The 14,545-nt window shown below is 57.9% G+C and carries 13 protein-coding genes; 3 read left to right on the forward strand and 10 right to left on the reverse strand.

Going from position 1 to position 14,545, the window contains the following annotated elements:
• Window positions 1–184: 184 nt before the first annotated feature.
• Window positions 185–577, reverse strand: a complete 393-nt coding sequence (locus MUU53_RS14875) for a hypothetical protein (RefSeq protein WP_247261593.1) — start codon at window positions 575–577, stop codon at window positions 185–187.
• Between the two features lie 202 nt (window positions 578–779).
• Here MUU53_RS14875 and MUU53_RS14880 point away from each other — a divergent pair, with 202 nt between their 5' ends.
• Window positions 780–3,011: a heavy metal translocating P-type ATPase gene (locus MUU53_RS14880; RefSeq protein ID WP_247261594.1), complete on the forward strand. Its 2,232-nt coding sequence runs from the start codon at window positions 780–782 to the stop codon at window positions 3,009–3,011.
• Window positions 3,012–3,225: 214 nt separating this feature from the next.
• Here the strand turns inward: MUU53_RS14880 and MUU53_RS14885 are convergent, their stop codons facing one another.
• Window positions 3,226–4,137: a CehA/McbA family metallohydrolase gene (locus MUU53_RS14885; protein WP_247261595.1), complete on the reverse strand. Its 912-nt coding sequence runs from the start codon at window positions 4,135–4,137 to the stop codon at window positions 3,226–3,228.
• 118 nt (window positions 4,138–4,255) lie between these two features.
• Entirely contained in the window at window positions 4,256–4,609 is a 354-nt protein-coding gene (locus MUU53_RS14890) for a hypothetical protein (protein WP_247261596.1), read from the reverse strand.
• A 414-nt stretch (window positions 4,610–5,023) separates the two neighbouring features.
• On the opposite strand from MUU53_RS14890, the gene MUU53_RS14895 reads away from it, so the two are divergent.
• On the forward strand, window positions 5,024–6,064 hold the full coding sequence (locus MUU53_RS14895) for a LacI family DNA-binding transcriptional regulator (protein WP_247261597.1): 1,041 nt from the start codon (window positions 5,024–5,026) through the stop codon (window positions 6,062–6,064).
• Window positions 6,065–6,618: 554 nt separating this feature from the next.
• On the opposite strand, the gene cysN is transcribed toward MUU53_RS14895, so the two are convergent.
• From cysN to MUU53_RS14910, 3 genes are all read right to left on the reverse strand, one after another.
• Window positions 6,619–8,106, reverse strand: a complete 1,488-nt coding sequence (cysN, locus tag MUU53_RS14900; RefSeq protein WP_247261598.1) for a sulfate adenylyltransferase subunit CysN — start codon at window positions 8,104–8,106, stop codon at window positions 6,619–6,621.
• 1 nt (window position 8,107) lies between these two features.
• On the reverse strand, window positions 8,108–9,064 hold the full coding sequence (gene cysD, locus MUU53_RS14905) for a sulfate adenylyltransferase subunit CysD (RefSeq protein WP_247261599.1): 957 nt from the start codon (window positions 9,062–9,064) through the stop codon (window positions 8,108–8,110).
• Window positions 9,065–9,167: 103 nt separating this feature from the next.
• Window positions 9,168–9,908: a phosphoadenylyl-sulfate reductase gene (locus MUU53_RS14910; RefSeq protein WP_247261600.1), complete on the reverse strand. Its 741-nt coding sequence runs from the start codon at window positions 9,906–9,908 to the stop codon at window positions 9,168–9,170.
• A 302-nt stretch (window positions 9,909–10,210) separates the two neighbouring features.
• On the opposite strand from MUU53_RS14910, the gene MUU53_RS14915 reads away from it, so the two are divergent.
• Complete coding sequence (locus tag MUU53_RS14915; protein ID WP_247261647.1) at window positions 10,211–10,666, forward strand: RrF2 family transcriptional regulator; 456 nt, start codon at window positions 10,211–10,213, stop codon at window positions 10,664–10,666.
• Window positions 10,667–10,914: 248 nt separating this feature from the next.
• On the opposite strand, the gene MUU53_RS14920 is transcribed toward MUU53_RS14915, so the two are convergent.
• From MUU53_RS14920 to MUU53_RS14935, 4 genes are all read right to left on the reverse strand, one after another.
• Entirely contained in the window at window positions 10,915–11,130 is a 216-nt protein-coding gene (locus MUU53_RS14920; protein WP_247261601.1) for a hypothetical protein, read from the reverse strand.
• A gap of 324 nt (window positions 11,131–11,454) precedes the next feature.
• Complete coding sequence (locus MUU53_RS14925) at window positions 11,455–12,765, reverse strand: TRAP transporter large permease (protein WP_247261602.1); 1,311 nt, start codon at window positions 12,763–12,765, stop codon at window positions 11,455–11,457.
• Window positions 12,765–13,307 (reverse strand): TRAP transporter small permease, encoded by a 543-nt coding sequence (locus MUU53_RS14930; protein ID WP_247261603.1) that lies wholly within the window; start codon window positions 13,305–13,307, stop codon window positions 12,765–12,767. Before MUU53_RS14930 ends, MUU53_RS14925 begins: the two co-directional genes overlap by 1 nt.
• A 133-nt stretch (window positions 13,308–13,440) precedes the next feature.
• Window positions 13,441–14,475, reverse strand: coding sequence for a TRAP transporter substrate-binding protein (locus MUU53_RS14935; protein WP_247261604.1), 1,035 nt, complete (start codon window positions 14,473–14,475; stop codon window positions 13,441–13,443).
• Window positions 14,476–14,545: the final 70 nt, after the last annotated feature.

Below are 14,545 nucleotides of genomic sequence, written 5' to 3' on the forward strand. Positions count from 1 at the left end.
GCCAACTTCATGGGATTCGTCAAACTCGCAGCCATCGCCATCTGGCTCAAATAGCTAAATCGTCACTACCGCCTAGCTCCAGTGGATAGGCCCGCCGAAGCGGGCCTAAGCCTTCACAACTGATCTTCGTCAGGCACGCGGTTGCCGTTCACCGTGACTTCACTGGTGAAGGACATGCACACACTCAATGCCGATGGCCTTCGTCATCCTGGTAGAGCAGTTCATCGAGAATCATCCGGATCGAGGTCGGGCCGCCGTTCAGGGCATAGTGGGATTGCTGGGCCTCGTCCGTTACGACGAAGACATGCGGTATGGCACGCAGCGTCAGGAGTTCGGAAAGATCAAACAGATAGCTCGCCTGCAGCTTGATATCCAGAAGTGCGCCCGCATAGCGCTGGTTTGCGGCCTCTTCCAGCGGTGGATAATCGCTTCGTACGATGAGCTCGCACCCCTCCCGCTGCCAGGCCTGCCGGATCTCCAACGTCACGACATCAGGACGAACGAAAAGCGCGATCTGGTATCCGGTCATTCCCTGCCTTTGCTGCTTCACGGATGCAACACGAATGACCACCGTCAAGGTTCGCAGCCGATGACCACTCCAACCTATATTGGCTGAGTGTCAGGCAAATCAATGTGATAAGAATCAATCCAGCCCGTCTGAAGGCTGTTCTTTTTCACCGGTCATTCAACTCGGAAAAAATTCACCTGCCCTGCGAATTTGCGCTTGCACCTCTAGTGGCTAGAGGTCGCAGACTGTCTTTATCGAAAGGAAAGCAGTCATGGATAATGCGGTGAAGACGAGATTCAGTGTTGATGGGATGGACTGTGCATCCTGTGCAAACAAGATCGATACGGCGGTGCGGCGCATGCCGGGCATTGCCGATGTCTCGGTCTCCGTCACCACGGGTACGATGACCGTCCTGCACGACGGTACGATCGATCTTAATGCCATTGGCCAGAAACTCGCTGGCCTCGGCTATCCCGCGCATGAGGTGAGTACGGCAGCCTCCGGTCATCGGCATGGTCCCGACTGCAATCATGAACATCACTCCGGTCACGACCATGGACATCACGACCGCGCTCATGCCCATGGCGATCAGGATGTCGCGGTCGGGGAGGGGCTGCACGGTCATGATCACGGGCCTGTGGAAGGCCACTGGTGGCGTAGCGGAAAAGGGAAGCTAACCATCGTCTCCGGCGCAGCCCTTGCTGCCGCCTATGCGCTCGGCCATCTCGTTCCCTCCGTCGAAACCTATGCCTTTATCGCGGCACTGCTGGTGGGCCTCCTGCCGATTGGCCGCCGCGCCGGGATGGCGGTTTTGGCCGGAACGCCTTTCTCGATAGAAATGCTGATGACGATTGCAGCCATTGGCGCGCTCTTCATCGATGCGACAGAAGAGGCGGCAGCAGTGGTGTTTCTCTTCCTTGTTGGTGAACTGCTGGAAGGCGTGGCAGCGGGCAGGGCACGCGAAAGCATCCGTTCGCTGAGCGCACTTGTGCCGAAGACCGCGCTTCTGGAAGAGGGTGGCAAGACGCGCGAGGTTGCCGCCAATTCTCTCGCCGTCGGCTCTGTTATTCTCGTTCGTCCGGGTGATCGGATTTCGGCCGACGGCATTATTCTGTCCGGAGATGCAACGATCGATGAAGCACCGGTCACAGGAGAAAGCATTCCGGTGCGCAAGGCGGTGGGAGATCCCGTGTTTGCAGGCACCATCAATGGAGATGCGGCGCTGCGCATCCGCGTGACGGCCCGGGCCGAAGACAATACGATTGCGCGTGTGGTTCGTCTGGTCGAAGAGGCGCAGGAATCGAAGGCGCCGACAGAGCGCTTTATCGACCGCTTCTCCCGATATTATACGCCGGCTGTCGTGCTGGTGGCGGCCCTGGTCGCAATCATTCCGCCGCTCCTCGCGGGCGCAGACTGGAACGAATGGATCTACAAGGGGCTGGCAATCCTGCTGATTGGCTGCCCATGCGCGCTGGTCATCTCCACGCCTGCTGCCATTGCTGCAGCCCTGTCATCCGGTGCGCGCCGTGGTCTGCTGATGAAGGGTGGCGCTGTTCTGGAAGGCCTCGGCAAGTTGACGGCCGTAGCTTTCGACAAGACCGGAACGCTGACGCAAGGGAAGCCGGTCGTCACGGATATCCTGCCCTTCGGCAAGACCGGCTATGAGGTGCTGGCGCTTTCGGCGGCGCTGGAGGTGGGATCGAGCCATCCGCTGGCTCTGGCCATTCTCGAAAGGGCAAAGGACGATGCGGTGGAAATCCCCTCCGCAACAGAGCTTCGGGCACTGGGCGGCAAGGGTGTGAGCGCCCTCATCGACGGGGTCGAGGTCTTCCTCGGTTCGCCCAAATCCGCCGCCGAACGCGTAGACCTGCCTCTGGCGCATTCGAGAGCGATTGCTGCGCTGAATGATGACGGCAAAACGGTCTCGGTTCTTCTGGTGGGGCATCTCCTGGCTGGCGCGATTGCCATGCGGGATGAGCCCCGTGCCGATGCTGTTCAGGGTCTGGAGCGCCTTAAAAAGGCGGGCATCAAGACCATCATGCTGACCGGCGACAACCGGCGAACCGCGACCGCAATAGCCGCACGGCTCGGCATTGAGGTGCATGCCGAACTGATGCCGGAAGACAAGCAGCGGATCGTACGGGAACTGCAATCGCAGGGCTTCATCACGGCCAAGATCGGTGATGGCATCAATGATGCACCGGCGCTTGCCGCTGCCGATATCGGCATTGCCATGGGCGGCGGTACGGACGTGGCGCTGGAAACCGCCGACGCCGCCGTTCTTCACGGGCGTGTTGGCGACATCGCCCTGATGATTGACCTGTCGCGGCGCACGATGAAGAACATCGTCCAGAACATCACGATTGCGCTAGGGCTGAAAGCGGTCTTCCTTGTCACCACGATCATCGGTATCACCGGTCTGTGGCCTGCGATTCTCGCCGATACGGGAGCAACCGTGCTGGTCACGATGAATGCCCTGCGCCTGCTGCGCCCAATTCGTTGAGAGAAGTTATGCTGAAAAAGATCGTCTTTGGAGCAATCCTCGTGCTGGTGGCGCTGTCTGTTGTTTTCAGCATCGTCGGCGTCCTGGCCGTCTGGAACCCGGCTGAATTGTTCAATTACGGATAGGCCAACCAAGCACCTGGCGAGGTTAAGGACTTTTAATCGCGCCTGCCTTGTCTTGCGAAAGTCGTTCGGTTTGTGAGGTTTGGTGTCCGTCAATCCAGCCAAACAGGATTTGTCCAGGCCTGCCGCCCAAGCTCATCCATCACCACCACCCGGCACCAGTCGCCCGCAAAGCGCTTCAGCGAAAGGCGACCCTGCGTCAGCGGCACCGTCTCGGATTGCTCCAGATACTCCGCGCGGGAACCGCGCCCGACCACAGAAATTCCGCGCACCGCTGAACACTCGACGACGATTTCGTCTTCATCAACAGCAACGGAATGAAGCTCGGGGCCTCGAGAGGAGTAGTAGTCACCGCGCTTCATAGCTGCGAGCAGAGCTGCAGGAGTATTGGTTTCGGCTTTCACCATCATCCAGCCGCCCATCCAGTCCCTGATTTTAAAGTGCGCATCATCGGCTGCATAGCCGGAGAGCCGGTAACCTTCGCTCAGAAGCGAATCCAGAAGTGCCGTGCCGTCGCCACGGTCGCATTCGCGCGCGCAGCCGGTGTTCCAGATCTCGACGCTGTGGGCGATACTCGCCATCGAGCGTCCGTCATCGATCGACAGGCCTGACCATTGCGGATGGGCAATCCCGAGAAAAGCTCCGGCCTCCACGGCGCGGCGCGCGAGGCTCACTGCATCTTCGTTCTCGCCAAGCGGCGGAAAATCGAGCGGCAGTCCGCAGGCAAGCAGATGCCAGATTTCGCCATGGCTGTTGGCAGGCGCATGTATTTCGGCACCGAAGATCGTGGTGAAGGTTTCCGTACGGTAGGGTGTGGTATCGACGATCGGAAAATCGAAGTTAGGCACGAAGTGATCGGAGAGGCACAGGAAATCGTAGCCGCCCTCGCGATAGGCCCGGCAAACCTCTTCAGGAGAGCGTACGCCATCGGATCGGGTGGAATGCGTATGGATATTGCCGCGATAGAAATGTCCGGGTGCTGCGAATGCGGTGATGAGAGTCATCCTGTCCTCCGAATCAGATGCAGCTCCGATTCATAGCTTAATTTGATGACGTCAAAGCACCCGGATCACGAACCGGGGAAAATTCCGGCAGGTGACTATTGTCCTGCCGGATGAAGACTTATTCAGCTGTCAGCAGTTCCGTGCAGTAGCTCGGACCCTTGGCGCCGGGACGGTCGGAGGTGATTGTGATGGAGCGGATACGATATTCGGAATCCGCACGAATGGTTGCGCTGCAGCTGACGCTGATCGAGCGCCCCTTCCCATCCTTGATGCGGTTGAACCCGCCGCGCCAGTTGTAGACGGTCTGCGAACCTTCCGAAGAATCGCTGTAGGGCGGTGCGTAACGGGCAAAGAACGAACCGGCCGATTTGCCGACCCAGCGCGCCTCAATGGGGCTCGAGACGGGGCCGACCGTGGTGCATCCGGAAACGACGCCGGCAACGAGTGCCAACGCAACCAAGCGATGATTCATAATATCTTGACCCTTCGAAAGATTGCCGTCCCAGTGGATCTGGGCACCGCAATGAAATTCAGCAGCTCGAGCGTTTGCGCGCGCCGTACCATCTGCCAACTAGCAGATTTGCAGTGAGGGTCGTAAGCGGGATCCAGCACCACCCACAAAAATCCTCGTGAAAGTGCGATTTCTGCCACGTAGACGATGAAAACTTTGCCGTGTAATTGGACCTATGTTCAATTCAGCTCTATCTTGAAACTTGCGAGAACAAAAAGGTGCGTATATCCTTGAAATGGTAGCAAAAATGAGTGAAAGTCAGTTTTATTTCGGACGTCTCGCTTCGGTATACAAACTGCATCTCAGCAAAGCTGCCCGGTTCAATGGCCGTCGAATGTTTCGGACCCGGGTCTGGAACGCAATGCAGGTGAACGAGTGAAACGCGGTAGATCCGAACGGACCACCCTTCTGGACGTCGCAACACGTGCAGGTGTTAGTGCGATCACCGTTTCACGAGTCTTGCGCGAACCTGAAAAAGTTTCCGAGCAGCTGCGGGGACGAATCCTCGGGCTCATCGAGGATATGGGATACGTGCCGGATCAGGCGGCGCGCGCGCTGGCCAGTCGGCATAATTCCACGTTCGGCGTTCTGGTCTCCTCGCTGACAAATCCGGCCTTCGTCAGCTTTATGCAAGGGGTAGAGGAGCGTGTTCGCGAAACGAATTTTCGTGTTCAGTATGCGAATACGCATTTTTGTAGTCATGAGGAGAAGCGCCAGGTCAAGCTGTTGCTGTCGCAGAACACCGCCGGAATGATACTGGCCGGACTGGAAGGGGTAGACGCGGTGAAGGCGCTGTTGAAACACGCAGCCTGTCCGGTCGTGCAGGTGGTCGACATTCACCTCCAGACAGGGGGAGCCTGCATTGCTATCGATCATGAAAGCGCAGCGGCGACCGCAACACGCCATCTGCTGGACTGCGGCTATCGGAAGATAGCGATCTTTGGCCCCGTTGGAGACGAAAGAGGCAGACGGCGTCTGGCGGGATATCGTAAGGTCTTGCAGGAAGCTGGTCTATATGACGAGGATCTCGTGTGTCACGCCGGCCCTGCAACCGGAGCCCAAATCGGTGCCGAACTTTTGCGGGCCACCCTTGTTCGCCATCCGGATCTCGATGCCGTGTTTTGCCAAATGGATGATCTTGCGCTGGGCGTGCTGTTTGAAGCGCAGCGGATCGGCAAGCGTGTGCCGGAAGATTTCGGCATCTGCGGCTACAACGACCTCGATTTTGCCTCTATGATGGAACCGCCGCTGACCACGATTGAAGTCCCGCTGTTCGATATGGGCTACCGCGCCGCCGATATGATGATCCGCGGCGTCGGTGGAACCGTGCCAAGTGAAGCCACATTGGATCTCGGCTTCCGGCTGGTGAAGCGGGGCACGACCCGAAAATCCTCCCCCCAGCTTCCACGGGCATAAATGCGCAGACACCTGATTCTACATCGACCCGGACGATAAAAGCCGCTTATGCGCTGGCTGGCATCTCGCCATGGTGCCACTGGCCCTCTTCGCTGAAGCTGACTGTTTTTACCGTGTCTCCTGCACCGAAGGCCACATCGATCTTATTGCTGATGTTGTCGGAAATGGCGTTGTCGGCTTCCAGATGGCTCTGGAACCAGATCCTGTCCGACAGTTATAGCCCGCTCCAATCAACGCGACAATTTCACGCTCACGATCCGTGAGCGCCTGATTTTGCTCGTTTGACGTTTACATAGGAGCCGTCAAGCAGTGGTATCGATAAAAAATGTTGTTCTGTAGGAAAATATTTGAAAATCATCATAGCAAAAATCATAATTTGAAAGTTGCCACGATATTGAATTAGAGATACACAGTTCTGTATTTTTGTAGTAATATAGACAAGTGTTTAGGTAGTATTGTTTCTAGATTTTAATGGATAAATATTAATTTGATACAAAAATGGCCGACCCCCGATGGAGGTCGGCCATTCATATTCGAATTGGCTGTTGCTGATTCTAGTCCGGCGTTTCGAAAATCTCGTTCGAACGCTGGCCGCTGATCCGGCGGATATCCACGTCATCACGGCGGGCGGCGAACGCCTCGCTCGCCATCAGCTCTTCGGCGAGATCAGCCGGGAGCGACAGGAGAACGCGCTCTCCTTCGCGGTGAATGCCGCCGAGATCCGACCGCTTTGCCGTCACCATGCCGCCCGCAACCGTATTGTTGGTATCCGGATCAATCAGGATGAAGGCGCCCGTTGCGCGGTTCTGCTCATAGGTGTCGAAAACCGCCAGCTCGTCGAAGCTCAGGCGAACCTTGCCGATGGCGTTCATGGCCAGCGTTTCCGCATGAGGCTTCCACTTGCCGCTGGAAAGCTCCAGCTGGGACACTGGCTGCACGACAACACGCTGGCGGCGCGAACCGGCTTTCAGCCAATAGCGCTTGCCGGGCTCGATGCCACCGGGCTGCAGGGCAACCAGCTGCGCATCGAAGCCGAGACCGGTCATGGGCTGGCCATCCAGCGAAGCGATCATGTCACCGCGCGAGACATCCACTTGACGGTCCAGAACCAGCGTGATCGCATCGCCTGCGACGGCGGCATTGCGTACCAGGTCGAACGTGACGATCTGCTTGACGTTTGCCACCATGCCGGATGGCAGGATGGCGACGGAATCGCCCGGCTTGATCGAACCGCCTGCAACAGTGCCCTGATAGCCGCGGAAGCTTTCACCGGGGCGAGAAACGCGCTGGACGGGCAGGCGGAAACCACCGGCTGTTGCCGTGCGAATCGTCGCCAGTTCCAGCGCCTGCACGAGCGTCGGACCGTCATACCAGGGCATGATGGTGCTTGCTCCATAGACGACGTTCTCGCCCTTCAACGCCGACATGGGGATCGCCGTGATCTGGCGCACGCCCAGCGACAGGGCCAGTTCCTTGAACTCGTGCGAGATACGGTCGAACACGGACTTGTCGTAGGAAACGAGGTCGAACTTGTTGACGGCCAGCACGAACTGCTTGATGCCCATCAGTGAGGCGATGGTGGCATGGCGGCGCGTCTGCTCCAGAAGTCCGGCGCGCGCGTCAACCAGAAGAACGGCCAGATCTGCCGTGGAGGCACCGGTTGCCATGTTGCGGGTATATTGCTCGTGGCCGGGCGTATCGGCAACGATGAAGGACCGGCGATCGGTCGAGAAATAGCGATAGGCAACATCGATGGTAATGCCCTGTTCGCGTTCGGCCTGAAGACCATCCAGCAGCAGCGCAAAGTCGGGCAGGCCAAGATCGTTCTGTTTGCCGCTGTCGCGCGAGAGTGCGGCGGCCTGATCTTCCTTGACCGCCTTGGTATCCCAGAGCAGACGGCCGATCAGCGTGGATTTTCCATCATCCACGGAACCGCAGGTGATGAGGCGAAGCGGACGGCTGTCCTTAACGGCCTTCGCGGCCTCTGCTTCCGGCAGGTCCTGAACTTCGGCGAGAGCGGCTGTATTGGCGGGAGCAGTCATCTCAGAAATATCCTTCACGCTTCTTCTTTTCCATCGATCCGGCCTGGTCGCGGTCGATGGCGCGGCCCTGGCGTTCGGAGACGGTGGCGATTTCAAGTTCGGCAATCACTTCGTCCAGCGTCGTCGCGGTCGAGCGAATACCACCCGTCAGCGGCCAGCAGCCCAGCGTGCGGAAACGCAACATGCCTTCCTGGATCTGTTCTCCCGGCAACGGCTGGAAACGCGGATCTTCCGCCCACATCAGCATGCCGTCACGCTCCACGAACCTGCGGTTCTTGGCATAGTAAAGTGGCGGCAGTGGAATGTTTTCTGCCTGGATGTAGCGCCAGATGTCGACTTCGGTCCAGTTGGACAGCGGGAAGGCGCGTACGCTTTCACCACGACGGATGTTGCCGTTGTAGATGTTCCACAGTTCCGGACGCTGGTTGCGCGGATCCCATTTATGGTCCGGCGTGCGGAAGGAATAGATGCGCTCCTTGGCGCGGGAGGCTTCTTCGTCGCGCCGTGCGCCGCCAAAGGCCGCATCATACTTTCCGGCATCCAGCGCCTGGCGCAGCGCTTCGGTCTTCATGACGTCCGTATGGTAGGCCGAGCCGTGGCTGAACGGTCCAATGCCTTCTTCCTGACCGCGCGGATTGGTATGGACGACCAGATCAAGATCGAAGCGTTCCGCCATCTCGTCGCGGAAGGCGATCATTTCCGGGAACTTCCAGCCGGTGTCGATATGCAGCAGCGGGAAGGGCACGCGACCGGGGTAGAAGGCCTTCCGCGCGAGGTGCAGCAGAACGGACGAATCCTTGCCGATCGAATAGAGCATTACCGGGTTTTCGAACTCGGCCGCCACTTCGCGAAAAATATGGATGGCCTCGTTTTCAAGTGCCTTGAGATGCGGATCGAGCGGCGGCTTGGTGACGGGATCCTTTAGGTGAGGGTCGAATTCCGATGTGTGCTTGTGCATGTGGTCTCGGCTTTCCTGCCGGTTGGTCCGGCTATGCGTCTTTGAATGGTCGATAGGCTGTTCGGCGGCTTGCCGACTGCCCCTCATTGTGTGTCCGGGAAAATCAGGCTGGCTGGGGAATAGCGCTGGCCGCTTCGTGGACGTGAAGACCGCATTCGCGCTTCTCGTCGTTCTCCCACCACCAGCGACCGGCACGCTCGGGCTCGCCGGGCTTGATGGCGCGGGTACAGGGCTCGCAACCGATGGAAGGATAGCCGCGCGCATGCAGCGGGTTCACCGGCACGGCCTCACGCTCCACATAGGCGTTGATCTGGTCGAGAGACCAGTCGGCCAGCGGGTTGATCTTCAGCAGGTTGCGGTCTGCGTCATATTCCGCGAAAGGCGTGGTTGCGCGATTGCCCGACTGGCCACGGCGAAGGCCGGTGATCCAGATCTGGGCACCTTCGAGGGCCTTGGCCAGAGGCTTCAGCTTGCGCACGTGACAGCAGGCATGGCGTGCCTCGACGCTTTCGTAGAAACCGTTCAGACCATACTGCGCCGCATAGGCATCGATATCACCCTGCTCCGGCACGTAGCGCTTGATGGACAGATCGAACCGCTCTTCCGTTTCAGCAATCAGAGCAACTGTTTCGGCAAAAAGACGGCCTGTCTCCAGCGTCGAAACGTTGATCGGCAACCGCGCCAGACCGATGGCAGCCGTGATCACCTGGTCCTCGATGCCGAGGCTCGTTGTAAAAACGGCATTGCCCAGCCGCGAAGCAAGCGCCAGCCGGTCTGTTAGATCAAGCTCCGCCAACTGTGCATCCAGTTGAGCGGCCCGACCGGAGAAATCTGTCTGTTCCATGAAAACTGTCCAATCCTGATAGCTATCATTATGGCGGCTTTCAGCGGAACCTGCGAGCAATGCCCTTCCTGTTCGCAACCGGCCCAGAGCAAATCAGTCTCCCGCCGGGGGGCAGACGAAAAAATCCACTCCTGCCGCCGCAGAAATGCGCAATGGTCCCGATCTCCGACCGCCTGATGAAGCCATTTGTATTTTGCATCAGGTTGCGTTACTGGGGGCCGCCCGCAAAAGTACAGTTCGGCGAGATATTCAGCATGATCTGTACAGCTGCGGTTCAGGCATCTCCATTCATAGTGTCGCTGATGATTTCCCAGAAGGCTAAATACGCTTTACGCGCGCTGACTGCCCTTGCCCAGGCGGATGGCCAACGTCCACTGCTGATCAGCGAAATTGCAGTTCAGCAAGCCATTCCGAAGAAGTTTCTCGAGCAGATCCTGCTGGAGCTGAAGCGTAGCGGCCTCGTGGAAAGCCGCCGTGGGAAACTCGGCGGTTATCTGCTGCAACGGACAGCAAGCGAAATTACCTTCGGCGAAGTACTCCGCCTGATCGACGGGCCCATCGCGCCCTTGCCCTGCCTCTCGCTGACGGCCTACCGGCGCTGCGAAGATTGCGATGGCGAGAAACAATGCGAAATCCGGCATGTCTTTGCCCGCGTTGCCGATGCTAGCCGCGATGTTCTGTTCTCCACCACAATTGCCGATGCCGTCAAAGGCACTCGCAACACAACCGAAGAACTTGCCTCTTTGGAAGAGGCTTAGAGCGGAATTCGACCTGATTGGATCATTCTGCGAAAATACATGTCGCCTGAAAAGGTTGGCCGAAACCGGCCGTCCACCTCGTCGAAGAGCCTGGACGTATGCGATAGCGACACTACGCGCCCTTCGTCCCAAGTGGAACGAAACGGCTCGGGCCAATGGAGATGATCCAATCCGCTCGATCTCCGCTCGTATGGTGATCGGGTAAGCGAGACTGTATCCGTCGCAGTCCAATCGGCGTCGTCCGCCTGTCAGCCGCCGACGCCTTCTTTTGCGAAGACGTCGGCGACAAGCGAAGCCGGGACTTCGCCTGTTTGAACGCTGTGGCTGCTGCCAGCCAGGCGTAAAGTTTCGAGGAAGGCCAATCCTTCCTCGAAAATGTACAGACCGGTTTTTAAATTGCTTGCTTCTTTTACGGCGGGGACCGTAAAGAAAACCGTATCTGCTGACGATGCTTCAAATGGCATTGCGAGTAGTAATTCTAAAAATTCCTGTGATATATTGCCTGGGCGCAATATAATGCCCTGTGTAAAAATTATGGATCTTTTATTTATTTGTTTTAATTCGCCAGCTCCTGTTTGCTGGCAACGAGAAACTAGAACTATAGGCCGTGCATGTCTAGTTAAAAATTGCACGCTGTGATATTTAATTTATAAGAAATACAACCTTTTCTTATAACGTGCGATGCCGGGCGATTTTGCTTCCGGCCTATGGCACAGCCGAGAGCCTTTGAGAGGAAAAGGGCCCGTTGCGCGACCAGGCCCTCCAATTGGACGTGTGGATCGGTCCGCTTAGATCAGGAATGTCGAGATGATCGGAAACGCTGTCAGCAGAATGATTCGCAGGAGATCTGCTGAAACGAAGGGTACGATGCCTCGATAGGTGTCGCGCACCGGTACGTCTCTCGACATCGCCGAGATGATGAACAGGTTCAATCCAACTGGCGGGGTAATCATGCCGATCTCCGCCACCATCAGCACCAGGATGCCGAACCAGATGGCAAAGTGTTCCGGGCTCATGCCGAAGTCCATTGCGGTCACGATCGGGAAGAAGATCGGGATCGTCAGGACGATCATGGACAGGCTATCCATGATGCAGCCGAAGATGATGTAGAGCACCAGGATGATGATCAGCACCATCATCGGTGCGAAGCCCTGCGCAGTCACCCATTCCGCGCCAACCTGCGGCAGGCGGGAAAAGGCGAGGAAGGAGTTGAAGACGGTCGCGCCGAGCACGATGAAGAAGATCATGCCCGTGGAGACGGCCGTTTCCTTGAAGCAGGCGATCAGTGACGATCGGTCCAGCCCGCCGTTTTTCCAGGCAACCAGACCCGTTGCAGCAGCACCGACGGCAGCCGCCTGTGTTGGCGTGAACCAGCCGAGATAGATGCCACCCACCACGAGGAAAAAGATGACAACCACCGGCCACACGGCAATGAGGGCAGGAATACGTTCTGCCCAGGGAAGACGAGGGGCCTGACCGGCGCTTTCCGGCTTCAGGCGCACATAGATGGCGATGACCGTCAGATAGGAGATTGCGGCGATGATGCCAGGTACGAAAGCGGCAAGGAAGAGCTTGGCAATGTTCTGTTCCGCCAGGATGGCGTAAATCACCAGCACCACGGATGGCGGGATGAGAATGCCCAGCGTGCCGCCGGCGGCAAGCGTCGCGGTAGACAGTCCGCCTGAATAGCCGTGACGGCGCAGTTCCGGCAAGGCAACCTGTGCCATGGTGGCGGCGGTTGCCAAAGACGAGCCGCAGATGGAGCCGAAGCCCGCGCAGGCGCCGACGGCCGCCATGGCGACACCGCCTTTTCTATGCCCGAGAAAGGCTGCTGCTGCATTGAACAAGGACTGGCTCATGCCGCCGCGGGCCGCGAACTGGCCCATGAGCAGGAATAGTGGAATGATCGAAAGCGAGTAGTTGACGTTCGTCGACCAGATCACCGACTTCAACTGCGAAAGGATGGGCGCCCATTTTCCAAGGACGATCCAGGTGCCCACCACGCCACAGCCCAGCATGGCGGCGCCGATTGGCACGCGCAGGAAAATGAGAAGGATCAGAACCGGAAAGGACCAGAGGCCAATTTCAATGCTAGACATCAGTGGGCTCCCATGGCCGCGACAATTGCCTTGTTGTTGCGTATGTCACGCAGGTCGGCGAGGATGATAAAGAGGCAGACAACGACGTTGGCGATCAGAAGGATCAGCGCGACCAGATAGCCCCACCAGATTGGCCACAGAAGCAGCGGGGTCGTTTCACCGTTCTCCAGCTTGTCGAGAAAGCCGATGCAGTGACGCCAGGTGATCAGGGCGAACAGGCCCGCGATGATGATGTCGCCGATCAACTGCGTCACGTTCATCGCCTTCTGGCCGAAGGCGGCGATCAGCAGGTCGACACCCACATGGCCGCGCTTCAATTGGCAGAACGGAAGGAAGCCGAAGACCGCAAGCCCGCAGAGCAGTTCTACGACCTCGATCTCACCAGGTATTGGGCGAATGGTCAGAGCACCGATGATGGAAAGCCCTGTGAGTGCGCAGGCAGCGACGAGACATAGCCCCGCGAAACCGACGAGAACGACGGCGAGTTGCGTGATGCGTTTCTCCAGACTGGAGAAGGCTGAGTAGGATTCATGGGTTGGCATCGCAGGCCCCCGAGCGCAATTGATGTAAATTGAAACTGGTATGCTGCATCTTTGACAAGGCGCAGATGTCAATCAGACTAAAAAAGCTGGGCAAGATCGTCTGGTACAATCCTGCCCAGCAGTTGAGGGAGGATTATTTTGTGTTTTGCTGGATCAAGGCGACGGCGTCCTTGTAGAGGCCGCTTCCGTCGAGACCCTTCTTGTCCATCTCGGCGATCCAGTTCTTGGTAACCTTTTCGCCCTGTTCTTTCCACTTGGCGGTTTCTGCCTCGTCGATCGTGATGGTGGTATTGCCAGCCTTATCGGCTATGGCCTTGCCTGCCACGTCACCCTGGTCCATGGCCTGACCAAACTTTCGTGCCAGTTCTCGGCCGGAATTGGCGTCGATAACCTTCTTCAGTTCGGGCGAAAGTGCGTTGTAGCTATCCTTGTTCATCGCAAAGAGAAACGCCGCCGTGTAAAGGCCGGTCTTGCCGGAGAACTGCGTATGGTTGGGCGCAAGCTCTGCGATCTTGATCGAGGGCGTCACTTCCCAAGGAACGACGGTTCCATCGATCACGCTCTTTGAAAGCGATTCCGGTACTGCCGTTACCGGCATGCCCACCGCTGAAGCACCCATGGCTTCCAGCATCTGGTTCACCACCTTGGACGTGCCGCGAAGCTTCAGACCCTTCATGTCGGCCAGCGACTTGACTGGTTTGGAGCCGATCGTATGGATCAGGCCCGGTCCGTGGGTATGGACCGCAAGCACGTGATAGTCCTTGTACTCGCTCTTCAGATGCTTTTCATAGAAGTCGTAGAAGGCAACGGAGGTGGCTTCACCGCTCGTGACCATGAAGGGAAGCTCAAAGGCTTCCGATTTGGGGAAGCGACCGGGCGTATAGCCGACGAGGGTCCACACCAGATCGACGACCCCATCCTTGGCCTGATCGACGAGATCGGATGGTTTGCCGCCCAGCTGCATCGCCGGATAGAGCTGAACCTCGATCTTGCCGCCCGAATCGGCCTTGATCTTTTCTGCCCAGGGAGCAAGAACCTTGGCTGGAATGGTGGCCTGCGGCGGCAGCATCTGGTGCAGCTTGAGCACCACATCAGCGGCCGATGCCGAAAAAGCTGAAATCGATAGGGCAACCGCGGAAACACCCGCAAGCATAAATGTGCGCAACATATTCTCCTCCCAGAGCGATACGGTTTCAGGGGTGTGCGGTCATATGTCCAGGATAGGCCGATCAATCCAC

This window comes from Affinirhizobium lemnae, from assembly GCF_022968395.1.
GTDB classification, from domain to species: Bacteria; Pseudomonadota; Alphaproteobacteria; order Rhizobiales; family Rhizobiaceae; genus Neorhizobium; species Neorhizobium lemnae.